Source organism: Pseudomonas carassii (assembly GCF_036324045.1).
GTDB lineage: Bacteria > Pseudomonadota > Gammaproteobacteria > Pseudomonadales > Pseudomonadaceae > Aquipseudomonas > Aquipseudomonas peradeniyensis.
The window spans coordinates 43,161-69,715 of the sequence record NZ_JAZDCT010000002.1; the positions used below are offsets into that span (position 1 = coordinate 43,161).

The 26,555-nt window shown below is 63.8% G+C and carries 23 protein-coding genes; 17 read left to right on the forward strand and 6 right to left on the reverse strand.

What is annotated here, in order from left to right; translation table 11 throughout:
- Positions 1 to 57 precede the first annotated feature (57 nt).
- The 6 genes from V0R62_RS01645 to V0R62_RS01670 all read left to right on the forward strand — a co-directional run bounded on the left by V0R62_RS01645 (position 58) and on the right by V0R62_RS01670 (position 5,163).
- Entirely contained in the window at positions 58 to 534 is a 477-nt protein-coding gene (locus V0R62_RS01645; RefSeq protein WP_062574670.1) for a sigma-70 family RNA polymerase sigma factor, read from the forward strand.
- A gap of 171 nt (positions 535 to 705) precedes the next feature.
- A complete protein-coding gene (locus V0R62_RS01650; protein WP_330102445.1) occupies positions 706 to 1,191 on the forward strand; it encodes a histidine kinase in 486 nt (161 codons plus the stop codon).
- A gap of 53 nt (positions 1,192 to 1,244) precedes the next feature.
- Complete coding sequence (locus V0R62_RS01655; protein ID WP_330102446.1) at positions 1,245 to 2,570, forward strand: MFS transporter; 1,326 nt, start codon at positions 1,245 to 1,247, stop codon at positions 2,568 to 2,570.
- Positions 2,571 to 2,664: 94 nt separating this feature from the next.
- The gene (locus tag V0R62_RS01660) at positions 2,665 to 2,961 is read left to right on the forward strand and encodes a type II toxin-antitoxin system MqsR family toxin (protein ID WP_330102447.1); all 297 of its coding nucleotides are present in this window, start codon (positions 2,665 to 2,667) and stop codon (positions 2,959 to 2,961) included.
- 1 nt (position 2,962) lies between these two features.
- Entirely contained in the window at positions 2,963 to 3,364 is a 402-nt protein-coding gene (locus tag V0R62_RS01665; protein WP_330102448.1) for a type II toxin-antitoxin system MqsA family antitoxin, read from the forward strand.
- 149 nt (positions 3,365 to 3,513) lie between these two features.
- The gene (locus V0R62_RS01670) at positions 3,514 to 5,163 is read left to right on the forward strand and encodes a hypothetical protein (RefSeq protein ID WP_330102449.1); all 1,650 of its coding nucleotides are present in this window, start codon (positions 3,514 to 3,516) and stop codon (positions 5,161 to 5,163) included.
- A gap of 64 nt (positions 5,164 to 5,227) precedes the next feature.
- Here V0R62_RS01670 and V0R62_RS01675 read toward each other — a convergent pair whose 3' ends face one another.
- Positions 5,228 to 6,892: an electron transfer flavoprotein-ubiquinone oxidoreductase gene (locus V0R62_RS01675; protein WP_330102450.1), complete on the reverse strand. Its 1,665-nt coding sequence runs from the start codon at positions 6,890 to 6,892 to the stop codon at positions 5,228 to 5,230.
- A gap of 542 nt (positions 6,893 to 7,434) precedes the next feature.
- On the opposite strand from V0R62_RS01675, the gene V0R62_RS01680 reads away from it, so the two are divergent.
- The 5 genes from V0R62_RS01680 (at position 7,435) to V0R62_RS01700 (ending at position 11,192) form a co-directional block, all read left to right on the forward strand.
- Entirely contained in the window at positions 7,435 to 8,184 is a 750-nt protein-coding gene (locus V0R62_RS01680) for an electron transfer flavoprotein subunit beta/FixA family protein (RefSeq protein WP_028692905.1), read from the forward strand.
- Positions 8,185 to 9,114: an electron transfer flavoprotein subunit alpha/FixB family protein gene (locus V0R62_RS01685; protein ID WP_028692906.1), complete on the forward strand. Its 930-nt coding sequence runs from the start codon at positions 8,185 to 8,187 to the stop codon at positions 9,112 to 9,114.
- 87 nt (positions 9,115 to 9,201) lie between these two features.
- Positions 9,202 to 10,023: a substrate-binding periplasmic protein gene (locus V0R62_RS01690; RefSeq protein WP_330102451.1), complete on the forward strand. Its 822-nt coding sequence runs from the start codon at positions 9,202 to 9,204 to the stop codon at positions 10,021 to 10,023.
- A gap of 9 nt (positions 10,024 to 10,032) precedes the next feature.
- Positions 10,033 to 10,386 (forward strand): DUF4398 domain-containing protein, encoded by a 354-nt coding sequence (locus tag V0R62_RS01695; RefSeq protein WP_050704797.1) that lies wholly within the window; start codon positions 10,033 to 10,035, stop codon positions 10,384 to 10,386.
- On the forward strand, positions 10,383 to 11,192 hold the full coding sequence (locus tag V0R62_RS01700; RefSeq protein WP_330102452.1) for an OmpA family protein: 810 nt from the start codon (positions 10,383 to 10,385) through the stop codon (positions 11,190 to 11,192). Before V0R62_RS01695 ends, V0R62_RS01700 begins: the two co-directional genes overlap by 4 nt.
- A gap of 472 nt (positions 11,193 to 11,664) precedes the next feature.
- On the opposite strand, the gene V0R62_RS01705 is transcribed toward V0R62_RS01700, so the two are convergent.
- The gene (locus V0R62_RS01705; RefSeq protein ID WP_330102453.1) at positions 11,665 to 12,303 is read right to left on the reverse strand and encodes a helix-turn-helix transcriptional regulator; all 639 of its coding nucleotides are present in this window, start codon (positions 12,301 to 12,303) and stop codon (positions 11,665 to 11,667) included.
- A 226-nt stretch (positions 12,304 to 12,529) separates the two neighbouring features.
- Here V0R62_RS01705 and hisN point away from each other — a divergent pair, with 226 nt between their 5' ends.
- The 3 genes from hisN (at position 12,530) to V0R62_RS01720 (ending at position 15,363) form a co-directional block, all read left to right on the forward strand.
- Entirely contained in the window at positions 12,530 to 13,321 is a 792-nt protein-coding gene (gene hisN, locus V0R62_RS01710; RefSeq protein WP_330102454.1) for a histidinol-phosphatase, read from the forward strand.
- 111 nt (positions 13,322 to 13,432) lie between these two features.
- Positions 13,433 to 14,167, forward strand: a complete 735-nt coding sequence (locus V0R62_RS01715) for a hypothetical protein (RefSeq protein WP_330102455.1) — start codon at positions 13,433 to 13,435, stop codon at positions 14,165 to 14,167.
- Between the two features lie 239 nt (positions 14,168 to 14,406).
- Positions 14,407 to 15,363 (forward strand): AraC family transcriptional regulator, encoded by a 957-nt coding sequence (locus tag V0R62_RS01720; protein WP_330102456.1) that lies wholly within the window; start codon positions 14,407 to 14,409, stop codon positions 15,361 to 15,363.
- 48 nt (positions 15,364 to 15,411) lie between these two features.
- Here V0R62_RS01720 and V0R62_RS01725 read toward each other — a convergent pair whose 3' ends face one another.
- The gene (locus tag V0R62_RS01725) at positions 15,412 to 16,110 is read right to left on the reverse strand and encodes a pirin family protein (RefSeq protein ID WP_330102457.1); all 699 of its coding nucleotides are present in this window, start codon (positions 16,108 to 16,110) and stop codon (positions 15,412 to 15,414) included.
- 187 nt (positions 16,111 to 16,297) lie between these two features.
- Here V0R62_RS01725 and V0R62_RS01730 point away from each other — a divergent pair, with 187 nt between their 5' ends.
- Positions 16,298 to 18,802: a UvrD-helicase domain-containing protein gene (locus tag V0R62_RS01730; RefSeq protein WP_330102458.1), complete on the forward strand. Its 2,505-nt coding sequence runs from the start codon at positions 16,298 to 16,300 to the stop codon at positions 18,800 to 18,802.
- A 2-nt stretch (positions 18,803 to 18,804) separates the two neighbouring features.
- Here the strand turns inward: V0R62_RS01730 and V0R62_RS01735 are convergent, their stop codons facing one another.
- Positions 18,805 to 23,805 (reverse strand): dermonecrotic toxin domain-containing protein, encoded by a 5,001-nt coding sequence (locus V0R62_RS01735; RefSeq protein WP_330102459.1) that lies wholly within the window; start codon positions 23,803 to 23,805, stop codon positions 18,805 to 18,807.
- A 223-nt stretch (positions 23,806 to 24,028) separates the two neighbouring features.
- Between V0R62_RS01735 and V0R62_RS01740 the strand changes: the two genes are divergently transcribed.
- On the forward strand, positions 24,029 to 24,445 hold the full coding sequence (locus tag V0R62_RS01740) for a VOC family protein (protein ID WP_330102460.1): 417 nt from the start codon (positions 24,029 to 24,031) through the stop codon (positions 24,443 to 24,445).
- A gap of 18 nt (positions 24,446 to 24,463) precedes the next feature.
- On the opposite strand, the gene V0R62_RS01745 is transcribed toward V0R62_RS01740, so the two are convergent.
- Positions 24,464 to 24,835, reverse strand: a complete 372-nt coding sequence (locus V0R62_RS01745) for an MmcQ/YjbR family DNA-binding protein (RefSeq protein ID WP_330102461.1) — start codon at positions 24,833 to 24,835, stop codon at positions 24,464 to 24,466.
- Positions 24,828 to 25,730 (reverse strand): LysR substrate-binding domain-containing protein, encoded by a 903-nt coding sequence (locus tag V0R62_RS01750; protein ID WP_330102462.1) that lies wholly within the window; start codon positions 25,728 to 25,730, stop codon positions 24,828 to 24,830. The genes V0R62_RS01745 and V0R62_RS01750 overlap by 8 nt, the downstream gene beginning before the upstream one ends.
- A 133-nt stretch (positions 25,731 to 25,863) precedes the next feature.
- Between V0R62_RS01750 and V0R62_RS01755 the strand changes: the two genes are divergently transcribed.
- Entirely contained in the window at positions 25,864 to 26,475 is a 612-nt protein-coding gene (locus V0R62_RS01755; protein WP_330102463.1) for an FMN-dependent NADH-azoreductase, read from the forward strand.
- Positions 26,476 to 26,555 lie beyond the last annotated feature (80 nt).

Below are 26,555 nucleotides of genomic sequence, written 5' to 3' on the forward strand. Positions count from 1 at the left end.
ATCCAGACCTCTGCCCTTGGCTCGCTACGCTTGAGCAGGGTGACGCCAGGTGCCGTCGTGGAACATTACTATCGCGAATTGGTGAGCTTCCTGTCCGCCCGACTCGGCAATCGCCAGTCGGCCGAAGACGTCGCCCACGATGCCTACATCCGGGTGCTGGAGCGCACGGAAGGCGAGCATATCGAACACCCGCGCGCCTTCCTTTATCGCACGGCCATGAACCTCGTGGTCGATCATCACCGTCGGCATCTGGTGCGTCAAGCCGAGCCGCTGGAGGTGCTTGACAGCGACGAGCGCTGGCATACCCCGGCGTTGACCCAGAGCATGCAGCTCGACCAGCGCCTGGCGTTGATGCGCCAGGCGCTGGATGAATTGAGCGGGCCTTGCCGCGACAGCTTTCTGCTGCGCAAGCTCGATGGGCTGTCGCACCAGCAGATCGCCGAGCGCCTGGGGATTTCCCGCAGCCTGGTGGAAAAGCACATCGTCAATGCCATGAAGCATTGTCGCGTGCGCATGCGCCAGTGGGAGTCCTGAGCAAGCTGCCCGAAGATGTGAAAATTCCGTGAGTGGGCGACTTGATTTCTCCCGGGTTCACGACAACTATCAATAAAGACCCCCCGTTCAGGCGTCCCGCCTGACGTTGCCGTTGCCGGCGCAGTATGGTCATGGAGCTACCGTCACCACCCAACTGCCCAGGTCCGGACGATGCCTAACAAATCCATGCGCATCCTCATCGCCGACGAGCATCCCGGCCAGCGCCTGCAGCTGGAGAAGATGCTCAATGGCCTGGGTTATTACCGGATCGCCCCGGTGGAGAGTTTCGACGACCTGCAGCGCCTGGTGCACAGTGCTCTGGAACCTTTCAACCTGCTGGTGGGCAACATCGAGCTGGCCAGCCATGCCGGGGTCGACCTGGCGCGCTTCTGCAGGGTCAGTTCGCAGATCCAGCACGCACTGCTGTACCACTCGCCACACCTTAAAGTGCCTGCCGTACCGCCGAGCGATCGCCACGCCGTCAGTATCAGCCTGCCCCATGCGCCCGACAGCGAGGCGCTGGAGTCCTTCATGGCGATCATCGACATGCCGGTGCTGGTCGGGCAGTTGCCCTTGCCGCCGGGGCTGGCGGCGGCGTCAAGCCATGCCCGGCGGCGTACCAACCTCGCGCAGACGGTGTTCTGCCGCAACCCCTGAACGGTGGGTGGATTTGCTATCCTCTGGCCTTTTGCCTCGTTGCGGAAGCTGCCATGACTGCCATCGATACCACCCGCCCGCCACGGTTCAGCCGTAGCGATCACCGGACCCTGGGGCTGGCCGCGCTGGGTGGCGCCCTGGAAATCTACGATTTCATCATCTTCGTGTTCTTCGCGCTGACCCTCAGTCAGCTGTTCTTCCCGCCTGAAATGCCGGAGTGGCTGCGCCTGCTGCAGAGCTTCGGGATCTTCGTCACCGGCTACCTGGCCAGGCCGCTGGGTGGCATCCTCATGGCCCATTTCGCCGACCACCTGGGGCGCAAGCGGGTGTTCAGCCTGAGCATCCTGATGATGGCGCTGCCCTGCCTGCTGATCGGGGTGATGCCGACCTACGCCGACATCGGCTACGCCGCGCCGCTGATCCTGCTGGCCCTGCGTATCCTGCAGGGGGCGGCGGTCGGCGGCGAGGTGCCCAGCGCCTGGACCTTCGTCGCCGAACATGCGCCCACCGGGCGTCGCGGCTATGCGCTGGGCTTCCTGCAAGCCGGGCTGACGTTCGGCTACCTGCTCGGGGCGCTGACCGCAACCCTGCTGGCGCAGTTGTTCACACCCCAGGAAATCCTCGATTACGCTTGGCGCTATCCCTTTCTGCTCGGCGGCGTGTTCGGCGTGATCGGTGTCTGGCTGCGCCGCTGGCTGAGCGAAACCCCGGTGTTCCTGGCCCTGCGGGCACAACAGGAGCAGCCGGTGACCTTCCCCTTGCGCCGGGTGCTGGGCACTCATCGACGGGCCTTGGTGCCGGCGGCTCTGTTGACCTGTGTGCTGACCTCGGCGGTGGTGGTGCTGGTGGTGATCACTCCGACCGTGATGCAACAACGGTTCGGCATGACGGCGGGGCACACCTTCGCCCTGAGCAGCGTGGGCATCGTCTTCCTCAATATCGGCTGCGTGCTGGCGGGGTTGCTGGTGGATCGTGTCGGCGCCTGGCGGGCGCTGATGCTCTACTGCCTGCTGCTGCCGTTGGGCATCGGCGTCTTGTACGCCGGCCTGGTGGGGCAGTGGGGGCAGCTCTGGGTGGCCTATGCACTGGCTGGTCTGTCCTGTGGCGTGGTGGGGGTGGTGCCGTCGGTGATGGTCGGGCTGTTCCCAGCCGAGATCCGGGTATCGGGCATCTCCTTCACCTACAACGTCGCCTACGCCCTGTGGGCCAGCACCACGCCGCTGGCGCTGATCGCCCTGATGCCCTGGAGCCCATGGGTGTGTGTCGGCTTTTGTCTGGTCATGGGCATGGTCGGATTGCTGACGGCGCTCTATTTTGGACGTCGTGAGTCGTTGGGGTTTACGGCGCAGCCGATGCCGCTCATGTGTGGTGACAAATGAAGCGGTAAAGGCCTCAGGGCAGTGAGGCAGACTTCCGGGTGGGGGTTATAAAAATAACCTATTGGCCTGGAATAACCTTAAAGGTTAATTTCTCATGGGAAAGAGAACGCCGCACTGCCCGCTGGAAAAGGTGCGAATGTTGATGAGCCAGGGCCGGGTCAGGCCCACCCGGACAGCTATCCAGGACTGTGATGCGCTCGGGCTGAGTCCTCGCCAGATGCTTGAAGTCGTTCGAGGCTTGTCTGCACACGATTTCTACAAAAGCATGACGACCTATCACGATCATCGGATTTGGCAGGATGTCTATCGTCCCCGAACCGTCTTTGGCGATCTCTACATCAAGCTGACGGTGGTCGATGACGTGTTGATCGTGTCATTCAAGGAGCGTTGAGATGAAGTGTCCCGTGTGTGGTGGTGCTGAGCTGGTCGCCCAGGCTCAGGACATGCCTTATCGATACAATGGCCAGTCGACGGTGATCCGCGATGTCTTCGGCGATTATTGCCCTGTTTGCGGCGAGGCGGTGCTGAGCATGGCTGAAGCTGAGCGCCTCGGTGATCTGATGCTGGCCTTCAAGCGACAGGTCAATGCCGCCGCTGTCGACCCTGCCTTCATTGCCAGTGTTCGGCGCAAATTCGACCTCGATCAGCGTGAGGCGGGCGAAATCTTTGGCGGCGGGGTCAATGCCTTTTCCCGTTACGAGAACGGCAAGACCCAACCACCGGTGGCACTGATCAAGCTGTTCAAGCTCCTTGACCGTCATCCGGAGCTGTTCGAGGAAGTCAGGACTGCCTGATACGCCCAGGCAGTCAACAGGTCCTACAGGCAGGGTAGGGATAGTGAGCGCCCACAGGTCTGCTCCCCTACAGCGCCTTCGAGGTTGTGCACGTAATTTCGACTGATCGTTGACGGACCCTTCCGTTCATACAGTCAGGAGAAATGTACATGTCCAGTTTCAGCATCACCTGGATGACGCGGGCCGAGCTGCCGGCGTTTCCGCCACAGATGAGCTTTTCGGCTGCCAATCCCGCCAGCACGAAACCGGATGATCAGGCCAGGACCCCGGTCATACGTTGGGGGCGTAGCCTTGCCTGTGTGCTGGAGTCCCGACACCTTCACGATCAGGCGTGGGTGGTGGTCTACGGTGACGGCAAACAACTGACCGGCGTGCACCCGCTGCATGACTTTCGTCATATCAGCCGTATCCAGTTGGCCGCCAACAGCCATGCCGTGCTGTTGACCGACAGTGCGCAGCGCCAGCAGACGGTCGAATTCACCCAGCTGAAGGCACTGGATGGCAGGGGGGGGGCCGGTGATCCCGTGAACGGTCTACCCAGCGGTATCCCGTTCATGCTTACCAATGGCCATGATTACCTGATGGCGGATCAGGAGGGCGTGTGCCTGGCCGTGAACCCGGACCCCAAGGCCGTGCAATGGCTCTACAAGGACGGGCAGCTGGTCAATGTCACCACGGGGCAGGCTCTGGGGCTCGGAATCTGCGGCAAGCCGAACGCAGCCTCGGGAGATCGCTGGCGGCTGTCTTCCAAGGGTGAGCTTCTCTATGGCGACGGCAGCCGTACGTTGTGCGGTGCACCGACTTCGGGTGAGGTCTGGCTGCAGCGACGAAGCGAGGTGCTGCCTTCCGAAGCCTGGCGGGTGCAACTGCCTCAGCTTCCCAGGCGGGGGCAGGTACCGAGCATGGTCATTGACAAGCTGAGTGTGTGCCTCGCTGTCTCTGCCGACTACAGTGCCGGAACGGGCGATACCCTCTCGTTCTCGATCAATGGCAGTGAGCACCGCCAGCCGTTGGCTTGCAACTTCGAGCGTGGGGCGCACTTCAAGGTCGAGGTCGACCTGGCCAAGATGTTTCAGCGCAGCGTGATCTATGCCGATGAACTGCACTCGGTCGAGATCTACCAGGCCAGTGCCGGGGGGTACGGTCCGGCCTGGAAGATGCAGTCGCTGGACCTGAAGGTCAATGGCCAACTGAACAACCGCGTGGTAGGGAGCGACAACCGCTGGATCGAGGCCAGGGACGGCGTGGCATGGCAAGGCCGGGTGAACTGGCTGGACTGGCGCAAGGCCGATGTCTCGGCGCCCCTGGACTTCGCCGGCTACACCTACCCGGTGCAGTTGCAGCAATGGTTGATCGACGTGCTGAAATGGCGCAGCTATCGGCCTGAAACCCTCGATGGCGTCTGTCAACTGATCGGCGAGGAGCGGGGGCAGATACTGGCCTATGAGCTCAAGAGCGGAAGATTGATCTATCTGCGCCCCAATACTGCCCAGGATGCCTACACCTGGGTCTACACCCCGCAAAAAAGCATTCTGGTCAAATTCTGGAACCAGTCCCTGGACCGTACGCGCTATACCCGGCACAGCCAGCTTGGCTGTGGCCAGCCGGTGGTGTGCGCCGGAGAAATGCGGATCGACCGCAAAACCACCAGCAATGCGGTGAGCGACATCCTTGGCCTGGTCAACGATGCCTCCGGACACTACAAGCCCGATGGCGGGCAGTGCCTGGGGCATGTCCTGGAACGGCTCGAACAACTGGGGTTGGACACCACGCGCACCGTGGTTGCGTACAAGGGGTAGTGACCATGAAAAAAGCCCCCGGGCCTCACGGCCAGGGGGCTTTTGCTTGCCGCAAGGGCAGGGCTTACATGTTCGGGTAGTTCGGCCCGCCGGCGCCTTCAGGGGTAACCCAGGTGATGTTCTGGGCCGGATCCTTGATGTCGCAGGTCTTGCAGTGCACGCAGTTCTGCGCGTTGATCTGGAAGCGCTTGTTGCCGTCTTCCTGGGTGACCACTTCGTACACGCCGGCCGGGCAGTAGCGCTGCGCCGGTTCGTCGTACAGCGGCAGGTTGCTGGCGATCGGGATGTTCGGGTCGGTCAGCTTCAGGTGGCAGGGTTGTTCCTCTTCATGGTTGGTGCTGGAGAGGAATACCGAACTGAGCTTGTCGAAACTGAGCTTGCCGTCCGGTTTCGGGTAGTCGATCTTCTGCGAGTCGGCGGCCAGCTTGAGGCAGGCGTAGTCCGGCTTGGTGTCATGCAGGGTGAACGGCAGCTTGCCGCCGAACCAGTTCTGGTCGACGTAGTTGAACGCAGCGCCCAGCAGCGGGCCGAACTTGTGCATGGCCGGGCCGAAGTTACGGCTGGCGAACAGTTCTTCGTACAGCCAGCTGGCCTTGAAGGCGCTGACGTAGCCGTTCAGCTGGTCGCCGCCTTCGCTGCCGGCGATCAGCGCGTCGGCCACGGCTTCGGCGGCGAGCATGCCGGATTTCATCGCGGTGTGGCTGCCCTTGATCTTGGCGAAGTTCAGGGTGCCGAGGTCGCAGCCGATCAGCGCGCCGCCGTTGAACACCATCTTCGGCAGCGAGTTGAAGCCGCCCTTGCAGATGGCGCGGGCGCCGTAGCTGATGCGCTTGCCGCCTTCGAGGTACTGGGCCATCACCGGGTGGTGCTTGAGGCGCTGGAACTCGTCGAACGGCGACAGGTACGGGTTGGCGTAGGACAGGTCGACGATCAGGCCGACTACCACCTGGTTGTTTTCCAGGTGATAGAGGAACGAGCCGCCGGTGTTGTCCTTGCTCATCACGTCCAGCGGCCAGCCGGCGGTGTGCACCACCAGGCCTTGTTCGTGCTTGGCCGGGTCGATTTCCCAGATTTCCTTGAGGCCGATGCCGTAGTGCTGGACGTCGGACGCGTTATCCAGGTCGAAGCGCTTGATCAGCTGCTTGCCGATATGGCCACGGCAACCTTCGGCGAACAGGGTGTACTTGGCGCGCAGTTCCATGCCCGGGGTGTACAGGCCGTCCTTCGGCTGGCCTTCGCGGTCGACACCCAGGTCGCCGGTGACGATGCCGCGGACCACGCCGTTTTCATCGAACAGCGCTTCCTGGGCGGCGAAACCCGGGTAGATCTCGACGCCCAGGTTCTCGGCCTGCTGGGCCAGCCAGCGGCACAGGTTGCCCAGGGAGATGATGTAGTTGCCCTGGTTGTGCATGGTCTTGGGCACGAACAGGTCGGGGACCTTGGTCGAGCTGGCGGCATCCTTGAGCACATAGATGTCGTCGCGCTTCACTTCGGTGTTCAGCGGCGCGCCGAGGTCTTTCCAGTCGGGGAACAGTTCGTTCAGGGCGCGCGGTTCGAACACCGCGCCGGAGAGGATGTGGGCGCCGACTTCGGAGCCTTTCTCGACCACGCAGACGCTGATCTCGCTACCGGCTTCGGCGGCCTTCTGCTTCAGGCGGCAGGCGGCGGACAGGCCCGCCGGGCCTGCGCCGACGATGACCACGTCGAATTCCATGTATTCGCGTTCCACAGGTTCTCTCCTACTCAAGGCTCATCGCGTTGCTTGTCTTTTATGGGTGTTCACGGTCACGTGCGGCGTGCAGAGGCTGTAGCTTCGCAGGTGATGGACTACACCGTTTTGTCTTGGCCGCGCATTATATCTACACCACTTGGCGGGTCCAATACAAACGTTTGTTTGAATTTGCCGGAGGCCCGTAGAATCGCAGGTAGGCGGCTGAAGGCTGGCCAATTTGCCGTATTGACCGGATTGGGTGTTACGGTCAAGATACGAGCGCTTTCGCGTTCGCCGTAGGCTGACCGTCGGGCGCAGGTGCACCCCTAAAGACCAGGCGTGGAGCAGGGTTTACAGGCTGAATCAGGTTTTGTAGTGGAGTCTACACGCCACGACAGAAAATGACCCGTGGGTTTTACCCGCAAGGGTCGAAACAGGACTGATCGGTCAACTGAACTTTGTCGGCGTCGGAACGTTTTTAGAGGTGCCCTTGTACCCACGCGCATTCGCCGGGCAGTCCCCAGGCGATCTTCTTTTCACCGGAGAGTAACGAGGAATCCATGAAGGTTCTTGTAGCTGTCAAACGAGTGGTCGACTACAACGTCAAGGTTCGCGTCAAGGCGGACAACTCCGGCGTCGACCTTGCAAACGTCAAGATGTCCATGAACCCCTTCTGCGAAATCGCCGTGGAAGAAGCCGTCCGCCTGAAAGAGAAGGGCGTGGCGAGCGAAATCGTCGTCGTCTCCATCGGCCCGACCGCGGCCCAGGAGCAACTGCGTACCGCCCTGGCCCTGGGCGCCGACCGCGCCATCCTGGTCGAGGCCGCTGACGAACTGAACTCCCTGGCCGTGGCCAAGGCGCTGAAAGCCGTTGTCGACAAGGAGCAGCCGCAACTGGTGATCCTCGGCAAGCAGGCCATCGACAGCGACAACAACCAGACCGGCCAGATGCTCGCCGCGCTGACCGGTTTCGCCCAGGGCACCTTCGCCTCCAAGGTCGAAGTCGCCGGCGACAAGGTCAACGTCACCCGTGAAATCGATGGCGGCCTGCAGACCGTCGCGCTGAACCTGCCAGCCATCGTCACCACCGACCTGCGCCTGAACGAGCCGCGCTACGCGTCGCTGCCGAACATCATGAAGGCCAAGAAGAAGCCGCTGGAGACCATCACTCCAGACGCGCTGGGCGTGTCCATCGCCTCCACCAACAAGACCCTCAAGGTCGAAGCGCCTGCCGCCCGCAGCGCCGGTATCAAGGTCAAGTCGGTGGCCGAACTGGTCGAGAAGCTGAAGAACGAAGCGAAGGTAATCTAAATGACTATCCTGGTTGTCGCTGAACACGAGAACGGTGCCGTAGCCCCGGCCACCCTGAACACTGTCGCCGCCGCCGCCAAGATCGGTGGTGATATCCACGTGCTGGTCGCTGGCCAGAACGTCGGTGGCGTCGCCGAGTCCGCCGCCAAGATCGCTGGCGTGGCCAAGGTGCTGGTCGCTGATAACGCCGCCTACGCCCACGCCCTGCCGGAAAACGTTGCGCCGCTGCTGGTCGAGCTGGCCAAGGGTTACAGCCACGTGCTGGCCCCGGCCACCACCAATGGCAAGAACATCCTGCCGCGCGTTGCCGCGCTGCTGGACGTCGACCAGATCTCCGAGATCATCGCGGTTGAATCCGCCGACACCTTCAAGCGTCCGATCTACGCCGGCAACGCCATTGCCACCGTGCAATCGAGCGCCGCGGTCAAGGTCATCACCGTGCGTACCACCGGCTTCGACGCCGTGGCCGCCGAAGGTGGTTCGGCCGCTGTCGAAGCGGTCGCTGCCGCCCATGACGCCGGCAAGTCGGCCTTCGTTGGCGAAGAGCTGGCCAAGTCCGACCGTCCTGAACTGACCGCCGCCAAGATCGTCGTTTCCGGTGGTCGCGGCATGGGCAACGGTGACAACTTCAAGCACCTGTACGCCCTGGCCGACAAGCTCGGCGCCGCCGTTGGTGCCTCGCGCGCTGCGGTCGACGCAGGCTTCGTGCCGAACGACATGCAGGTCGGTCAGACCGGCAAGATCGTCGCCCCACAGCTGTACATCGCCGTCGGTATCTCCGGCGCTATCCAGCACCTGGCCGGCATGAAGGACTCGAAAGTGATCGTCGCGATCAACAAGGACGAAGAAGCGCCGATCTTCCAGGTCGCCGACTACGGCCTGGTTGCCGACCTGTTCGAAGCGGTTCCGGAGCTGGAAAAGCTGGTCTGATCCGCCTGCTTCACTTATAAAGAACCCGGCCCGCCCTTGGCGGTCCGGGTTTTTTCATGGATTTTTTCAGGGGCGGGGAGAGGTTGCATGGCGTTTCGCTGGAGCAAGGGAGGGCTGGCCTGCGCGCTGGCGCTGCTGTCGACGCAGGCCTTGGCGGTGGGCAAGTGCGAGCGCCTGGTGGCCACCGGCAGCCCGGATGCGCCGCCGTACTCCTGGCAGGACCCGCAGGACCCGAAACACCTGATCGGCGCCAATGTCGACCTGCTGCGCCAGGTGGCGGCCGAGCTTGGGGTGAAGGTCGAGGTGCTGCATGCGGGCAAGCGCGAGCAGGCCCTGGAGGAGGTGCGCAGCGGGCGCATGGACTTGCTGCTCGACACGCCGATGCAGGTCACCCAGCTGACCAGCCTGGATTACATCCATCCGGCCCTGCAACTCAATGAATACCTGGTCTGGACCCGCCATGACGCCACGCTGGTATTCGAGGGGCCGGCAGACCTCGCCCAGTACCGCGGCGCGCTCTCCGAGAAGGCCCGCCTGACCCCGGCCTTTGACGCCTTCGCCAAGGCCCAGCTCAAGCTGGAATCGGCGCAGAACCTGACGCAGGCCTTTCAGAAGCTGGTGCTTGGCCAGGTCGATTACGTATTGGCCGGACGCTACTCGGGCATGGCCATGGCGCAGAGTCTGGGCGTGGGCAGCGACCTCATCGCCCGGGGCTTGCCGGTGGATCGCCCGGGCTTGTACCTGACGGTCTCGCACAACTCGGCCTGCAACGACAGCTGGTTGCGCGGACAACTGGCGAAAAAACTGACAGAATTGCCGATCTCCGGGGCGAGCGAGGCTGTGCTGCAGCGCAATGTCGAGCGTTGGAAGGCGCAGATGCAGGCGTCGCAGGGTGCCCCCAAACAGTAGGAAGCGTGAGTGAGAATCCAACCCTTGATGCTCGCCCTGGCCGTGCTCGGCCTGGCCGGCTGTGCCAATGACCCGGCACCCAATGAACAGCTGCGCCTGTCGGAACAGGCGCTGGAGCAGGCCAAGGCGGTCGGCGCCAATGAGCAGGTGCCGGAGTTCAAGTTGGCCGAAGACAAGCTGGCCCGGGCCAAGAGCAACATGCTCGGCGAAAGCCATCGCGATGCGCGCATGCGCGCCGAACAGGCCGAACTCGATGCGCGCCTGGCCGAGGCGCGGGTGCTGAACCAGAAAAGCGAGGAGCAGTTGCAGGCGATGCAGTCGCGGATCAAGCGTCTGCGCAAGCAGCTGGAGGTGCAGCCATGAAGCGCCTCAAACCCATGGTGGCCCTGGCCTTGTTGGCCCTGGTCGGTTTGCAGGGTTGCGCCAGCCAGCGCAGCGAGTCGGCGCTGGACGATGCCAGCGCCGCGTTCCAGAAGGTCAAGGACGATTCCGACGTGCTGCGCAGCGCGCCTCGCGATGTGATCCGTGCCGGTGAGTCGCTGGCCCGTGCCGAGCGTCTGGCAGGTTATGTCGGCACCGGCAGCGATGTCCGTCATTACGCCTACCTGAGCCAGCGCTACAGCGAGATTGCCAGCGAGCATGCCAAGCTGGCATTGAACCAGGAACGCCTGGCCAAGCTCGACCTGGAGCGTCAGCGTCTGCAACTGGCGTTGCGCGAGGCCAAGCTGGCCAGCGTCCAGCAGCAGGGCAAGTTCGTCGAGGCGCAGATTGTCGCGCTGGCGTCGGAGCAGACCGACCGTGGGCTGGTGATGACCCTGGGTGATGTGCTGTTCGACACGGGTCAGGCCGACCTGAAGAACTCGGCCAGCCGTACCGTGCTCAAGCTGGTGCAGTTCCTTCAGCTCAACCCACGGCGGGTGGTGCGGATCGAGGGCTACACCGATAGTACCGGCGCGGCGGAAGAGAACCTGAAACTGTCCCGTGACCGTGCTCAGTCGGTGGCCGATATGCTGGTCGATCTGGGGGTGGACGAGAAGCGTATCCAGGTCGAGGGTTACGGCGACCAGTACCCGGTGGAGGCCAATGCCTCGGAGCGGGGCCGGGCGCAGAATCGTCGGGTCGAGATCGTCTTCTCCGATGACAAGGGCAAACTCGCGCCGGCGCGCTAATTTCTGCTCTTCAGTCACGGATGAGCCCGCTCCCGCAGGTATTCATATACCTGTTGGAGTGGGCTCAGTCGCGACTGGGGCCTTGCAGTCAATGTATTGGCAACGCTCTAACAACTAGCTCCGTATTTATTGATCTTGATCTTGCTTCTAGGCGCGCGATAGTCCAGGCGCCGCCAATTGCGACTTCAGGAGGCCGAGCGGAGTTCTTGCGTAGGGAGGTGACGGCCATGGATGGCCGTCAAGCGCTGCGCCCCAGGATGGGGCGTTCAGCGCGGTCCTCCCGGGAGCGAACAAAGGCGTGAGGGAATCCCGCCACGAGCGGGACGGATGAACGGAGCGGAACGGTTTTGCCTACCTTTCCCAAGAGAAAAGTAGGTCGCCGTAAGGGCGGAAAGGTGACTAAATGTCGATATCTTCTACGAATGCGCATACAAAAACCAAAACAATCACCAAAGAGCCAGAGCCAGAGCCTCTAACCATACATCCACCTCATCAACGAATGCCGCCCACTGATCCCAAGCTTGATCGCCGCCCTACGCAGGTAGCTCTCCACCGTATTGACCTTGAGCCGCAGATGCTCGGCCTGCTGCGGCGCCGTACGCCCGGCCAAAAAACCCTCGCATACTTGCATCTCCCGCTCCGACAAGCTGATCCCCGTTTGACGCAGCCGCTCGAGAAACCGCTGTTCAAGGCTGTCGACATCAACCGCTTCAGGCGCGACCGGCTGCAGGGCATTGATGTGCTTCTCCAGCATCGGCAACAGCAATGGCGAAATGTCTTCGAGCCGACTGCGCTCGGTCGCTGAAAAGCCAACCCGCGGATCAGCCCGCAACACCGTGATCTCGTAGCGGTAACCATCCTTGCGCCGAGCCAGATGCAGGCGAGCAGGGGCGTCGAAGTCCTCGCCCGAATCACCGGTACTGAACACCGTCTCGCTGATCAGCGTCGCATCGGAACGGCTGGCACAGACCGGATCGCGCAGCTGGCGAATATGCGTGGCGTCGATGGTCAGGTGGGTCTGGATCAGGTCGTGCAGATGCCGGGGGAAATGGCGGCTGCCGGTACTGGCAATGACTTTGCCGATCTGCGGAAAGAGCAGGTGCGAATTCATCGTGTCATCCATGATAGGCGGTGGTACGAAGGCCCGCGCACGCCAGTGACCAGCGTCCTTGACTGCTGGCGGGGCCGTTGGAGCTGCTTGCTATCCTAGTACAACGATTGAGTGACGGTTAAATGAAGCAGGAATAATGGCATAACAATGTCATCGATGCGTCAGGCTCCGCCTCGTCGTGCAGTCGGGTATGATGCCGATCCTTTCCAATCACGAGGCCCGCCCCATGTCCCTGAGCGCTGAGCAGATCGTCGAATTCCGCCATTTCGCCGAACAGCTGGCCGATGCCGCCGCCACGGCGATCCAGCCGTACTTCCGCGCCAGCCTGGATGTCGAGGACAAGGGCGGACGCCTGTACGATCCGGTGACCGTCGCCGACAAGGCCGCCGAGGAGGCCATGCGCCAGCTGATCCAGTCCCGTTATCCGGAGCATGGCATCCTGGGTGAGGAGCAGGGCGCGGCACAGGGCAGTAGCCCGTTGACCTGGGTGCTCGACCCCATCGACGGCACCCGCGCCTTCATCACCGGCCTGCCCTTGTGGGGCACCCTTATCGCCCTCAACGACGGCGAGCGCCCGGTGGTCGGCGTTATGAACCAGCCGTTCACCGGTGAGCGCTTCATCGGCACTCCACAAGGCGCCTGGCGTGGCGATACGCAACTCAAGACCCGCGGCTGCGCCGACCTGGCCTCGGCCACGCTGATGTGCACCACCCCTGACATGTTCGACACCCCGGCACGCAAGGCGGCCTTCGAGGTGGTCGCCGGCAAGGCGCGGCTGATGCGCTACGGCGGTGACTGTTACGCCTACTGCATGCTGGCTTCGGGGTTCGTCGATGTGATCGTCGAGGCAAGCCTGCAGCCGTATGACGTCCAGGCGCTGATGCCGATCATCGAAGGGGCGGGCGGGGTTATCACCGCCTGGGATGGCAGCTCGGCCCAGGACGGCGGCTGCGTGGTGGCCTGCGGCGATCCGGCGCTGCACGCGCAGGTGGTGGAGATGCTGCGTCACGCCATGTAAGGCTGCACGGCAGCAGTCGGCCTGGCCATCGCACTTTTTCGCATTTGTGCGTTCTATGCATGGCCAGGCCCCGCCGATCCCCGGCAGGGCCGACGACTCCCACTGGTGCCGATGGCCGTACGACGACTCACTCAGTTTCCCCGCCGCCTGCTGTTGGCCGGCACCCTGACGTGCCTGGCCGCCTGCACCCAGCAACAGGGGCGCGACATGCTCACCCAGTTCGGCAACGGCAAGCCGGACGAGCTGTTTCAGACCAGTGTCGACCGCATGGCAACCCTGGCCATGCGCGACAACCTGCAAAGCCTCTACCTGCTGATGAACAAGCTGTACCTGCGCAACCCCAGCCAGTGGAAGCAGTCCGGCTACCTCGACGCCACCACGGCGGCGCGACAGATCCGCATCGCCATCGAGCAGCGCCAGCCCTTGGCGCAACTGGGTGAGCGCCGTGACCTGGCGGCCCTGAGCTACGCCCTGAGCCCGGAGTTTCGCGGCGATCGGGTCGGCGCGTTCATCTACGCCATTGGCAGCATGCTGGTCACCGCCCATGGCGGGCGCACCGAGTTCTACATGACCGACACCCTCGATCCGTTGTTCATCAACAACGCCGCCCGCAACATCGAGAAGGCCACCTGGATGCTCAGCCAGCGCCAGGATGCCAACGGCGTGCTGCTGCTGTTCTCCAACGAGATCACCGAGCAGGGCAGCAACCTGAGCTTCGCCGTTGAGTTCGGCAAGGTCGTCGCCCGCCTTGACTTGCTGGCGCAAATGCTCGATGAGCGCTATCGGAGGATCGGTCTGAACTATGCGCAGAGCCTGCTGCTGATGAATTTCCTGCCGGTGCAATGAGCCGTGTTCGCTGATCGCACAAACTGATCCGCGCACTGTCCGCTGTCCGCACGGCGTTTGTCGCCTGCGCATTGCCCAGGCCCTGGGTTTTTGCTTAGTGTGAGCCTTGCCAGCCGACCGTCACCTGCCCCGACACCCCCCGTGCGGCTGGATAGAATGACCGTGAACGACCACCTGCGCATCCTCCCGGATGGCAGCGGGCGGCGCCCATAACAATAACGATGGCGAGTGCCTTGCCCATGGAAAGCCGCCTGCTGAGCGAGCAAAGCTGCGTGTTCCACCACGCCGATCCCTATGCCGTGTCCGACTACGTGAACCGGCATGTGGGCCAGCACCATATCGGCCTGTCCCGCACCACCCACCCACAGGCCAGCCTCAGTCACCGCAAGTTCGCCGAGCTGGACCTGTGCCGCATCAGCTACGGCGGCAGCGTGCGGGTCACCTCGCCGGCGCTGGAAACCATCTACCACCTGCAGGTGCTGCTCAACGGCAACTGCCTGTGGCGCGGGCATCAGCGTGAACACCACCTGGTGCCGGGCGAGTTGTTGCTGATCAACCCGGACGACCCGGTGGACCTGACCTATTCCGAGGATTGCGAGAAGTTCATCCTCAAGGTGCCGGTGCGCCTGCTCGACAGCATTTGCGATGAGCAGCGCTGGCAAAGGCCCAGCGGCGGCGTGCGCTTTCTGCGCAACCACTACCGGCTGGAGGAGCTGGACGGCTTTCTCAATCTTTTGGGCATGATCTGCAACGAAGCCGAAGTGAGCAGCTCGCTGCCGCGAGTGCAGGGGCACTACAGCCAGATCATCGCCAGCAAGTTGCTGACACTGATGAGCACCAACGTGCGCATGGAGACGCTGGGAGGGGCGGGCGCGGGCCTGGAGCGGATCCTGGACTACGTGGAGCGCAACCTGAAGCTGGAGGTGAGCGCCGAAGTGCTGGCCGAGCAGGCGAACATGAGTGTGCGCTCGTTGTATGCCCTGTTCGATCGCCATCTGAATACCACGCCTCGGCAGTACATCCGCCAACGCAAGCTGGAGCGCGTGCAGGCCTGCCTGAGCGATCCCAGCTGCGGGGTGCGCAGCGTCACCGAACTGGCGCTGGACTACGGCTTCCTGCACCTGGGGCGGTTTTCCGAGAGCTATCGCCAGCGTTTCGGCGAGCTGCCATCGGAGACCTTCAGGCGGCGAGGCTAGCCAAGCGCGGGACAAACCCAAGTGGGCTTGTCCCGTGTTCGAGGTGGATCAGGCCACATCCACCAGCACGATCTCGCTGTCCTGCAGCGCGGTCACCTTCAGCACTGTCTCTTGCTCGATCGCCACGCCATCGCGTGCCTTGGCCTGCACTCCGTTTACCTCGACCAGCCCCTTGGCCGGCACCAGGTAGCCGCGCCGACCGTCATCGAGACGGTACTCGGCGCTTTCCCCGGCGCGCAGGGTGGCGGCCACCAGGCGTGCGTCGGTGCGGATGCGCAGGCTGTCCTCATCGCCTTCGCGGCCGCTGGCCAGGGTCACGAAGCCCTCGCCACGCTCACCCTTGGGGAACGGTCGGGTGCCCCATGACGGCGCGTCGCCGACCTTCTCGGGAATGATCCAGATCTGGAAGATCCGCGTGTCGACCTTCTCCAGGTTGTATTCACTGTGGACGATGCCGCTGCCGGCACTCATCACCTGCACGTCGCCGGCCTCGGTTCGGCCCTTGTTGCCCAGGCTGTCCTGGTGGGTGATGGCACCCTCGCGGACGTAGGTGATGATTTCCATATCGCGGTGTGGATGGGGCGGGAAGCCAGCGCCGGCGGCGATCAGGTCGTCGTTCCAGACCCGCAGGTTGCCCCAGTGCACACGCGCCGGGTCATGGTACTCGGCGAACGAGAAGTGATGGTGGGCGTCCAGCCAGCCGTGGTTGGCGTGGCCAAGGCTCTCGAAGGGTCGCAGTTGCAGCATGGTGACGCTCCTCTGATTCGGTGGAATGGGGCCATGATGCGGGTTTGATAGATCGATAAAAAGCGTAAATATCGGCTTTATATGATCTGATTATTCGATTTAATTTTATGCGAAACAGCATGCGTTTCATCGCCTAATACCCTGATCCATAAGCATTCGCTGGCGCTTTTGCGCGGATGAGGCGAACATGCCCGCTGTTTCGATTTTCAATGGAGTGACCGTGTCTCACGAGCATCCCCAGGCCCCGGCCGACCTGACTCCGCCCGCCCAGTTGCCCTGGCTGCGCCGCCTGGCGGCCCGCCTGCTAGGGCGTGGCCTGTCGCGCCTTCAGGCGCAGCACCGCGATTCCTGGTTCCTGGGTCACGCCACGGGGCAACGCAACGGCCATGCCGACGGTCTGCGCGAAGGCTATGAGCGGGGCCGGGTGGATGGCTATGAGGCCGGGCGCCAGGTCCTGGTGATCCGCGATACCCGCCCCGAGCATGTCGCCGTGCCGGGCCAGGACGACAACCTGTTCGACGACTGGCGCCTGCCGCTGACCACCGAGCTGAAGAAGCGCTTCAAGGCCGATGTCGCCCAGCGCCTGCCTGCCGAGTCGCAGCCGAGCGCGGCGCAGTGGAAGCTGATCTTCAGCGACACCCCGTCCACCTGCGTGGTGGCCGGTGCCGGGGCGGGCAAGTCGACCTCGCTGGTGCTGCGCATCCTGTTGCTGCGCCATTACCTGGGTTTCGAACTCGACGCCCTGACCGTGGTGACCTTCACCCGCGAGTCGCGCAAGGACTTCATCCAGCGGCTGCTGCAGGTCTTCGCCCTGTGGCAGGTCGAGCTGTCGCCAGCCCAGGGACGCGAACTGGTGCGCACCTTCCACTCGCGCATCCTGCCGTTGGTGCGCAGCCTGCCGGGCTTTGCCCAGGTGCGGGCGTTCGAGACCCTGGGCAGCGAGATGCCTGTTGGAAGCGAGGCCAGCGCCGACAGCAACCCGTTCGACCTGCGCCTGAACGACGCCCAGCGCCAGCAACTCAACCTGTGCTACCGCGACCTGATGGGCCAGAGCCCGCGTTTCGCCCAATTGATCGGTGCCCTGCGCCAGGAAGCCCTGCTGCTCAAACCGCTGGATCCGGATCACCCGGACGTGCAGAAGCGCGCCCAGGTGACCCAGCTGGCGGCCCAGCGCGATGAAGAGCTATGCGACGTGATCGAGGACCTGTGGTTCGCCGCTGGCGCCTGGCCGATCAAGGGCATCGAGCCGTGCCGGGACACGGTGCAGATTCGAGGCAGCCGTTTCCATGTACACGGTCGTCTGGAAGGGCTGGATGCCTGGGTGGTGCTGGGTTTCGATCCTGCCGAGAGCGGCCAGTACCAGCGCCCAGGTGCCAAGCTGGCGGTGCGTGCGGAGTGGGCGGTGAAGCGCACCTTGTTTCAAGCTTTCTGCGATAAACCGTTGATATGGCTTGATAATTACTCGTCGGCAAAGCGCCTTGCGGCGTCCCTGGCGGGTGATGCCGTGGCGGGCCCGGGCTTCGAGTACAAGGTCAAGGGCGAGCTGGCCCCGGCACCGCTGCTCGACGCCTTCGTCACCGCGGCCAGCTTCATCGAGAACCTGGGCCTGGACGTCAATGCCGCAGTGGCGGCCATGAGCTTCCCGTCCGGTGATACCGACGCGGCCTTCTTCGAAGCCCTGGCCCTGTACTGGAAAGCGCTGGAGGCGCACCTGCTGGCCCAATCGCCGCCGGTGATGACCTACAACCGCATGTTCGCCCTGTTCGGCGAGAACAACCCGGAGAACCTCGGGCTGTTGCCCGACCCGTTGCTGCGTCCCCTGGCGCACCTGATGATCGACGAATTCCAGGACGTCTCCCCGCAGATCGTCAGCTGGTTGCGCGCAAGCCTGGCCGAGATCCGCCGCCGTGGCCCGGCCCTGCATGTCGGGCGGGTGGCGCAGCATTCGTCGCTGATGTGCGTGGGTGATGACTGGCAGTCGATCTACGGCTGGCGCGGCAGTTCGCCGAAGTACTTCATGGAGTTCACAAAGGCTTTCCCGTCACCCGCCAACACGCGGGTGATGCTGGTGGAGAACTACCGCAGTCACCAGCACATCATTGATGCCGCCGAGCACCTGGTCAAAGGCGCGCCGGCCATCACCGGCAAGAAGGCCAGGGCAGCGGGGCTTGCCGCCGAGCTGCCGCTCGCGCCGGTAAGGGTCTTCGATCGGGACGAGGCGGCACTGGCCGAGACCGTGATCGAACACTATGAGCGAGGCGAAACAGTCATGATGCTGTTTCGAAAAACAAGCGATAAGTTATTGATAGAACAGTATTTATCTTCTGTTGTTAAAGTCGATTCTAGCTTGCCGCCCGGCCAGCGCCGCCTGCGTCAGCTCACCTATCACAGTGCCAAGGGCCTGCAGGCCGACGCGGTGTTCATGTTGGGCGATTGCCAATACCTGACCAGCTCGCCTTACAAGAACCAGGTCTATCGCCTGGCCGGCCTGGGCAAGCCGGGTGATGCCCAGGCGTTCGACACGGCACAGAAGGAAGAGGTGCAGCGCCTGGCCTACGTGGCGGTCACGCGGGCGGTCCGGCATTGCTACTGGCATGTGGAAAAGGCCAGCGGCGAGGCCGCCGCCCAGCCGCGCGCGTCGAGCCAGGTGCAGGGCCGGCAGGCCTTCTTTGAAGACCTGCGCGGTCAGTAGGGTCAGTTGTTGGGGTCGCGGCGCGTGGTCAGGCGCAGGTAGAGGCCGTCTTCGTCCTCTTCCAGGCCCAGGGCCATGCGGTTCATGCCCGCGATGTAATGCTCGCTGGTGATGGCCTGGCGCAGGGGTTGGCCATCTTCGCCCAGGGGGCTGCGGCCCAGTGTCTGGGTCAATGCCTCGATTACCGAGGGCTCCAGCGAGCCGTCCAGTTCATTGCCTTCCAGATAATCCATACCGACGTCCCAACGGTGCCTGAGCGCATCGAAGCGAGTACCGAACTCCCGGCGCAGCAGACGGCGCCAGGTCGGGTGACGGGAGATCCATTGGCGACGCGAGTCTGCGTTGGCGTCTCGTATCTCGACCTCGTCATGTATCGCGTTCTCGGTCCACCCAGAGACTTCGGCGGTTTGTCGGTAAAGCATCTCTTGCTGGGGTTCGGGGAAATCGAGACGCCTCGACAAGCGGGTGCGCAGGGCCAGGCGGATCTCGATCAGATCCAGACCTTCGCCCAGACCGTTTTGCAACACGTCGTCTGGCAGCGTATCGAAGCGATGCAGAGCCGACAGCGCAGGCCTGGCGCCGCGTTCGCCAAGCGGCCGGGCTTGCCAGGCGTTCAATGCTCGCAGGGCATCACGCCGCGCCAGTCGCGCGTTGTACAGGTCCTGTGCCAGGGCGTTCACCTGATCACGCCGGAACAAGCGCCGGAAGAACTGGAACAGGGGCGGCGTGGCAGTCTCCATGCCTGCGGTTTCATCGTAGGCCATGACTTCGATCTGTAGCGTACCGAATCCATCTGCGCCGGCATCGCCGCAACTGACCGGGAACGCGGCTGCCACCTCGTTAAGTCGCTTGCGCAGACGGCTGCTGGCGGCTGCCCGGTCAAGCAGCGTCCAGACCTGGCGGGCAAACGCCCTGGGCTGACGCAGCGCGCTGGCCGACATGCCGACCTGTTCGACCACATCGCGCAGGCAGGCATTGCGGTCTCTTTCAAATAATGCGTTCCAGGTCGCTTGCTGGGAATTGCTGGCGTTGTCCAGCCAGGTTGTTCGCTGCGATGAAGCTGGAAGAGGTTCCGCGACTGCTTCTTCTTCGACGGAAGCGCCGATTACCCTGAGACCTTCTCGGGTCCGTTCCTCCAATGGGTTGTAATTGAAGCGCCAGCGATAGTTGGGGCGTCTTGCCAGCAGATGGTCGAAATAGGCTGAGCTCAAGAGGGTGTCGAAATCGGGGACCTGCCCAATGCGATTCATGCTCAGGTCCACTTCGCGGAGCATGCAGGGGACGCGCTGCATCAGGGTGCTGAGCCCGGTGGGCCACTGCTGAAGCTGGCCGCTGTCCAGGCGCAGGGTGGCCAGGTTTTCCAGGCCGTTCAGGTCTGGGCTGAGGCCCAGCGGGTTCAGGGTCAGGTGCAAGTGCCGCAGTTCGCGCATTGAACGGAACGCGCCCGCCATGTCCGCATCCAGCGCAATGCGGTTGGCCCGCAAGTCCAGGTTCTCCAGGCGCAGGCCCGCGATCATCTGCAGGTCTGCCAGGGTGAGGGTCAGACGGTTACGGGGCAGTTCCAGGCTGCGCAGATTGTTCAGGGTCGGCAATACCTCATGGGCGATGGCCGGCAGCTCACCCAGTTGCGCACCGCTCAAGCGCAGCTCCCGCAGTTGCGGGGCATTGCGCAACGCTCCCAGGACCGATGTGGCGCCTAGTTGCGGGCTGCTGCGCACATCGACTCGCCGCAAGGACGGGAAAGCCTGCAGTAAGTCGGCAGGCATCTCGGTCACATTCAGGTTCTCCAGCACCAGCGTGGTGATGTGGTCGAAACGTGTCGAAAGCGCTGGCAGCGCATCCAGGGCAATGTTGGACAGGCTTAGCGTCTCGCCGTCCAGACGCTGCCAGGCTCGAATCAGACAATCGGTGGTCCTGCTGTAGTACGCGCCGACTTCCTCGCCCCAGTCGGTGGCGCCTGCGCTGGCCCAGGCGTCGAGTTGTTCGCGCAGTACCGCCAGTTGAGTGCGCAAAGCCTGAATCTGCTCGGTCGCGCTACCTCTGGCGCGCAGAGTGCCGAGCAATTGCCGGATCTCGCGCCCCGTGAGGCCGGGGTACAAGGCGTGCAACTCGCACTCGGCCCGGGAGGCGAATATCCCAGGGCTCAGAGGGTAGCCACGCCGGCCATCGCTCAGCCGCAGTGGCGAGCGAAAGCCGGTGGATATGGGTTGCTGGCCAATCAGCCGGGCGGCGGCGGATCGGTCGGCAAGTGCAGCGTGATAGCGCTGTTGCGCGGACCATTGCGGATGGCGTGCCAGCAGGTTGTCGCTGATGAGGCGGCTATCGGCGTTCGCCAGACTGTTGCGGTACAGGCCAACAATTGCATGGTCCAGTCGCACGCGGGCTTGCAGTAGCCGTGCTTCCTCGGCGATACGCAAGGGGACCCTGCCTGCAAGCAGGCTGTCCCGTTCGGCACTGCTGGCTTGGCCGGCCAGTTCGTCGAGTGCCTGCCGGGGCAGGCTGGGAAACTGCCGGCCGATTGCCGAACCCACAGGGAGGGCTGTCATGGGCTGGGCGTTGTAGAGGCTATCGAACAGCGACACCCTCTTTGTGCTCAAGCGGTCGGCCATCAGTGTTTGCAATGCCTCTTGGCGGTGCTCGTCTGCTGTACCCTCAGGCAACAGCGCCACCACCGATTCTTCCTCCAGGTTATCCAGGATAATCCGCGCCAGGTCGCCGTTCTCCAGGTCGCTTCGGGTCAGCTGGATGACCGTGTCACCGAGCCGGTTGCGCCCGTAGCGAGTGGCGCTGCCCATCGGCTCGGCACCCTCGAACACCTCCAGCACCACATCCTCGGGCCAGCCGGGCAGTTCGCCGAGCACACTGATGGCGAACTGTTTGTAGGCGGCCAGCGGACGACCCTGGCGGGTGCGGGCGATGATGTCGTCGGCGGCGCTGTCGGCTTTGAGTCGTCGCAGGGTGTCCTCCAGCAGTGGCGGAGGGCGCTTGCCATCGACGTGGACTTGCTCCAGCACGCCTCGTTCCAGTCCGCTGCTGTCGAGTGCGGCCAGCAGGTCATCATCGGTCAGCCCTCTGCAAATTGGGCCTAGACGGCGCATCAGCTTGACCCGAGGCCATTCCTGCGGCCGTTCGTGGGTCATGCGCCAAGCACCTTTGCCATTGCCATGCAAGCGTGGCTGGTAGGCCTGCGGATCGTCCGGATGGAGGATTCGCCAGTCCCCCGCCGCGTCTTTACGGACCTCGTGGAGGGTGTCGTCCAGCTCCACGAAATGCCGGTCGTCATACGGCAGGATGCCTTGGTCATCCGGTTGCAGGTCCACCGGCAGTTCGAGCGGACTGCGGTATGACTCTAACTGCGGGTGCCATAACCGCTCCTCACCATCGAGCCGGAGACTTTCCATCCAGTCGACGAATCCGGAGGCCTTTGCCAGCTTGGCGACGCCGGCGATGGCGACCACGCTGCCGAGGTTGATGAGCAACGACTCTACCTGGTTCACGGCCTGGGCGTTGTCACCTTCGGACCAAGCCTCGAACGCGTGGAAGATGCTGCCCATGATCTGGTACGCACCCACGGCCAGCATGGCGACGTCCAGGCCGGGGACGAACATGGCCGCCACTCCCAGCAGGGTCAGGCCGCGCTCGCCCCACAGCTTCAGGCGTTCGCGCCGGGCTTTGGCGTCGATGTCCGCCGTTGGTACCGCCACGCCGCGAGCGTCGTCCTGCAGGCGTTGCACATGGTCGTTGAACAGCTTGGGCCACACCGGGAAGGCAATGGCGGTTTCATGAACCGCCAGCGCCGGGAAGCGGACGGGGCGCAGAGCTGACCGGGCATCTGTTTCGCTGGCTACCTCATGTCCATGCCAGGGATGCATGCCGGGCTCGGTCTCGGCAAAGGCGGGGGAAGGCGTCTCGAGGGGGATCACTTCGGCCTGGGAGGCTTCGAACAGCCTGGCCTTGAGTTTTCTCGCCATCTCGGGGCGATCCTTGAGGGCGACATGTTCCAGAAAGCGTTCTCTATAGTCGGGCTCAAGCAGCCGGCGGCGCAGGTACCGACCTAGGGCCAGCAGGTTGATGAACTCCTGTACCGGCCGATCATCGTCGAGGGGCAGGTAGGCGATATAGGGCGGATTGGACTGGCCGTTGGCAGCCAACAGCCACAGGTCGTGCAGTTGGATGTCCAGCATGCTCAAGGTTCGTACCGAGGCCATTGCCGCCCCAAAGCGCGGCGCTTGGTCGGTTGCGCAGAGTTGGCGCAGGGCCTGGAGGCCATCATCTGTCAGGTTCCCACGCATATGGGCGATCAGCGCCTGTACGGCAAGCTCATCGCGTCGGGCCTGGGCCCACAGCGGTTGCAGCACACCCTTGCGCGTACCGCCATAGATACCTTGCAGGTGCTGCTGATAGCGCTTGCCAAGGTCGAGCACACGGCAGTGGCTGACGAAGGCGCTGGTACTCAGCCCTGGGATCGAGGTGCTGTCGTCGACGCTGGCCTGCAGGGTGCTGAAGGGGCCGACCTCGGCCATGCCTTCGAAATTGTGCAGAGCGGCTTCGAGCAGGCTGGTGAGGGTGGCGGTGCCGGACGGCAGCTCGGTCAAGATCGGAGGGTTAGGTATGTCATGGGACGCCCCCGGGTCGGGGATGCCTCCTTCCTGGACCTGCATGAAGGGTTGCTGCTTGAACTGCGCTTCAGTCATGGACACCTGGACACCCAGTCGCGCCTTCAGCAAAGGTTCACAGAACTCGGTAATGCCCTGCAGCCCCTGCAAGGCCTTGGCCAGCGCCTTACTGCTGGTCGTTCGCTGCTTGATGGCCTCGCGCAGCTCGGTCTGGCGGACAGGGGATGCCTGGACAAACCAGTCCGCGAGCTGCCCGTCCGGCTTGACATGCTCTCGGTGTGCACGGCGCAACAGCCTTTGCGCGTGGGTTGGGTGCAGGTGTCTGGTCCAGTCCGGCAGGCTGCGCAGGATCTGCTGCTGGTGGTAGGGAGGATCGATGCTGTGCATGGTCGCACTCCGGGAAGGGGGAGCGACTATTCAAGGGCAGGGGGCAGCGCCTCGGGTGGTACATAATTGAGTCTGCCACCAGGGCGATGACTGACACGTCCGAGGCCGTTTGGCCCACAGCACCTGCGGCGGACACACCGTCGACCATTGACGGCGACGGCCTAAGGTCAGCCGGTCGGGACGCTGCTATGGTCTAGACAAAGCCTGAACGTGGAGCACTGCCATGCCAGCTTTCACCATCCTGCATATCGACCATCTGGTCCTGCGCGTCGGCGATCTTGAGCGCAGCCTGGCCTTCTACCATGAGCTGCTTGGCTGTCCGGTGCGCAAACGCCGGGATTCGCTGGGCATGATCCACCTGGGGGCCGGCGACGGCCTGATCGACCTGGTGGCGGTCGACGGCCCGTTGGGGCGCCAGGGCGGCGCGCAGCCCGGCCCGACCGGGCACAATGTCGATCACTTCTGCCTGCGCGTCGAGCCGTTCGACGAACCGTCGCTGAGCGCACTGCTGCGTGAGGCCGGGGTGCGGGTCGAGGCTGCGGAGAAACGCTACGGGGCTGAAGGCGAGGGCGTCTCGCTGTATTGCTATGACCCTGATGGCAACCGCGTCGAACTCAAGGGGCCGCCCATTCAGGGATAAAAGTGCTGCGACGCTCACTCAACCGGCCGGCCCGAGCAGCAGTCCTGCCTGCTGGCGCTTGGGCAAGCGTCGCACCACCAGTTGGTGCGACCGACGCAGCAGGTCGCTCAGCTCGTCGCGGCCCATGGGGTAGGGCGGCAGCATGCTGATCCACTTCGCCCGCGCCAGGTAGGGCGCCGGGCGAATGCCGGGGCGGTCGCAGTAGCCGAGGAACAGCTCGTCGGCCACCTTGAACGACAAGCCGGCGCCGCCCAGGTCCTGGACGGCGAACATCTTGTTGCCGGCCACCGAGAACACCCGGATGCCACCCCATTTGTAGTCTTCCCGCGCCCCAGGGAGGGCCAGGCACAGCGCTGCCACCTGCTCCTCGGACATCCTTTTCTCAGACATAACGCTCTCCACAGGCCTCGAACGAGACCGCCAGGTGATCGATCCATGCGCGTACCGCCGGCAGTAGGCCACGGCGGTGCGGATAGACCGCCTGCAGGTAGCCGCCGGGCAGCGACCAGTCTGGCAGCAGGCGCACCAGTTCGCCACGGGCCAGTTCCTCCTCGCAGAACATCGATGGCAGGGCGGTGAAGCCCAGGCCCGCGCGCACCGCGGCGTTGCGCACGACGAAGTCGTCGATGGCCAGACGTGGCTCCAAGGCGACATCTTCCTGGCGGCCGTTGGGTCCATGCAGACGGAAGTGCACCAGGCGGTCGGCCTCGGCCGCACCGAGCACCGGCAGGCTGGCCAGCTCGGCGGGTTCGCGGACGTGGTCGGCGAAGCCCGGCGCGGCCACCAGCTGCATCTGCGCCTGGCGCAGGCGCCGGGTGACCAGGGCCGGGTCCTCGTCGCCCAGGTCGCGTACTCGCAGGGCCACGTCGATGCCTTCGGAGATCAGGTCGACCCGACGGTTGAGCAGCACCATGTCCAGTTGTACCTGGGGGTACTGGGCGAGAAAGCGACTGATCACATCAGGCAGAAAGGCGTGGGCCAGGGCCACCGGGCAGGACACCCGCAGGCGGCCACGGGGTTCGCTGGACATGCTGGCCACCACCTCGTCGGCCATCTCCGCCTCCAGCAGCATGGCCTGGCAGTGGTTCAGGTAGCGCTCGCCCACGGCGGTGAGCTTGAGCTGCCGGGTGGTGCGCTGCAGCAGGCGGGTACCCAGGCGCTCCTCCAGTTCGGCGATGCGCCGCGACAGGCGCGACTTGGGGATGCCCAGCTGGCGTCCGGCAGCGGCGAAGCCACCGGCTTCGACCACCTGGGCGAAGTAGAAGAGGTCGTTGAGGTCTTGCATTTGGCCATCTCATTGTTCCATCAGTGGAACAAACTAACGCGTTTTTACCGACTTATCAGCTATTCGATGTGCCGGTAGGATTGCTCCCATCGTGATCGCCCACCGCCGCGGTCTTCATTCACAGGAGAGTCCCATGAAACTGTTGCATATCGATTCGAGCATCCTGGGCGACAATTCCGCCTCTCGCCAGCTGAGCCACGAAGTGGTCGAGGCCTGGAAAGCCGCCGACCCGAGCCTCGAAGTGGTCTACCGCGATTTGGCTGCTGACGCCATCAGCCACTTCTCCGCCGCTACCCTGGTGGCCGCCGGCACCCCGGAAGAGATGCGCGACGCTGCCCAGGCCCATGAAGCCAAGCTGAGTGCCGAGACCCTGGAAGAATTCCTCGCCGCCGACGCCGTGGTGATCGGCGCGCCGATGTACAACTTCACCGTGCCGACCCAGCTCAAGGCCTGGATCGACCGCGTGGCGGTGGCCGGCAAGACCTTCCGCTACACCGAGGCCGGCCCTGAAGGCCTGTGCGGCGACAAGAAGGTGATCCTGGTGTCCACCGCTGGTGGCCTGCACCAGGGCCAGCCGACCGGTGTCGGCCATGAGGACTTCCTCAAGGTGTTCCTCGGCTTCATCGGCATCACCGACCTGGAAATCGTCCGCGCCCATGGCCTGGCCTACGGCCCAGAGCACCGCGCCAAGGCCATCGACGCCGCCCAGGCGCAGATTGCCGGTGAGCTGTTCGCCGCCGCCTGATCGCCACTGCGCACCCAAAGCCGACTGCCGCCCAGCGCGCCAGTCGGTTTTTTTCATCCAGTTTTCATGTGCCGGCGGCG

Excerpts from the sequence above, each read along its gene's own strand:
- V0R62_RS01670 (WP_330102449.1), top strand. The coding sequence starts at position 3,514 with ATGTCCAGTTTCAGCATCACCTGGATGACGCGGGCCGAGCTGCCGGCG.
- V0R62_RS01680 (WP_028692905.1), top strand. The coding sequence starts at position 7,435 with ATGAAGGTTCTTGTAGCTGTCAAACGAGTGGTCGACTACAACGTCAAG.
- V0R62_RS01660 (WP_330102447.1), top strand. The coding sequence starts at position 2,665 with ATGGGAAAGAGAACGCCGCACTGCCCGCTGGAAAAGGTGCGAATGTTG.
- V0R62_RS01750 (WP_330102462.1), bottom strand. The coding sequence starts at position 25,730 with ATGCAAGACCTCAACGACCTCTTCTACTTCGCCCAGGTGGTCGAAGCC.
- V0R62_RS01665 (WP_330102448.1), top strand. The coding sequence starts at position 2,963 with ATGAAGTGTCCCGTGTGTGGTGGTGCTGAGCTGGTCGCCCAGGCTCAG.
- V0R62_RS01700 (WP_330102452.1), top strand. The coding sequence starts at position 10,383 with ATGAAGCGCCTCAAACCCATGGTGGCCCTGGCCTTGTTGGCCCTGGTC.
- V0R62_RS01755 (WP_330102463.1), top strand. The coding sequence starts at position 25,864 with ATGAAACTGTTGCATATCGATTCGAGCATCCTGGGCGACAATTCCGCC.
- V0R62_RS01720 (WP_330102456.1), top strand. The coding sequence starts at position 14,407 with ATGGAAAGCCGCCTGCTGAGCGAGCAAAGCTGCGTGTTCCACCACGCC.
- V0R62_RS01745 (WP_330102461.1), bottom strand. The coding sequence starts at position 24,835 with ATGTCTGAGAAAAGGATGTCCGAGGAGCAGGTGGCAGCGCTGTGCCTG.
- V0R62_RS01730 (WP_330102458.1), top strand. The coding sequence starts at position 16,298 with ATGCCCGCTGTTTCGATTTTCAATGGAGTGACCGTGTCTCACGAGCAT.
- V0R62_RS01655 (WP_330102446.1), top strand. The coding sequence starts at position 1,245 with ATGACTGCCATCGATACCACCCGCCCGCCACGGTTCAGCCGTAGCGAT.
- V0R62_RS01690 (WP_330102451.1), top strand. The coding sequence starts at position 9,202 with ATGGCGTTTCGCTGGAGCAAGGGAGGGCTGGCCTGCGCGCTGGCGCTG.
- V0R62_RS01685 (WP_028692906.1), top strand. The coding sequence starts at position 8,185 with ATGACTATCCTGGTTGTCGCTGAACACGAGAACGGTGCCGTAGCCCCG.
- V0R62_RS01650 (WP_330102445.1), top strand. The coding sequence starts at position 706 with ATGCCTAACAAATCCATGCGCATCCTCATCGCCGACGAGCATCCCGGC.
- V0R62_RS01705 (WP_330102453.1), bottom strand. The coding sequence starts at position 12,303 with ATGAATTCGCACCTGCTCTTTCCGCAGATCGGCAAAGTCATTGCCAGT.
- V0R62_RS01735 (WP_330102459.1), bottom strand. The coding sequence starts at position 23,805 with ATGCACAGCATCGATCCTCCCTACCACCAGCAGCAGATCCTGCGCAGC.
- V0R62_RS01740 (WP_330102460.1), top strand. The coding sequence starts at position 24,029 with ATGCCAGCTTTCACCATCCTGCATATCGACCATCTGGTCCTGCGCGTC.
- V0R62_RS01715 (WP_330102455.1), top strand. The coding sequence starts at position 13,433 with ATGGCCGTACGACGACTCACTCAGTTTCCCCGCCGCCTGCTGTTGGCC.
- V0R62_RS01725 (WP_330102457.1), bottom strand. The coding sequence starts at position 16,110 with ATGCTGCAACTGCGACCCTTCGAGAGCCTTGGCCACGCCAACCACGGC.
- hisN (WP_330102454.1), top strand. The coding sequence starts at position 12,530 with ATGTCCCTGAGCGCTGAGCAGATCGTCGAATTCCGCCATTTCGCCGAA.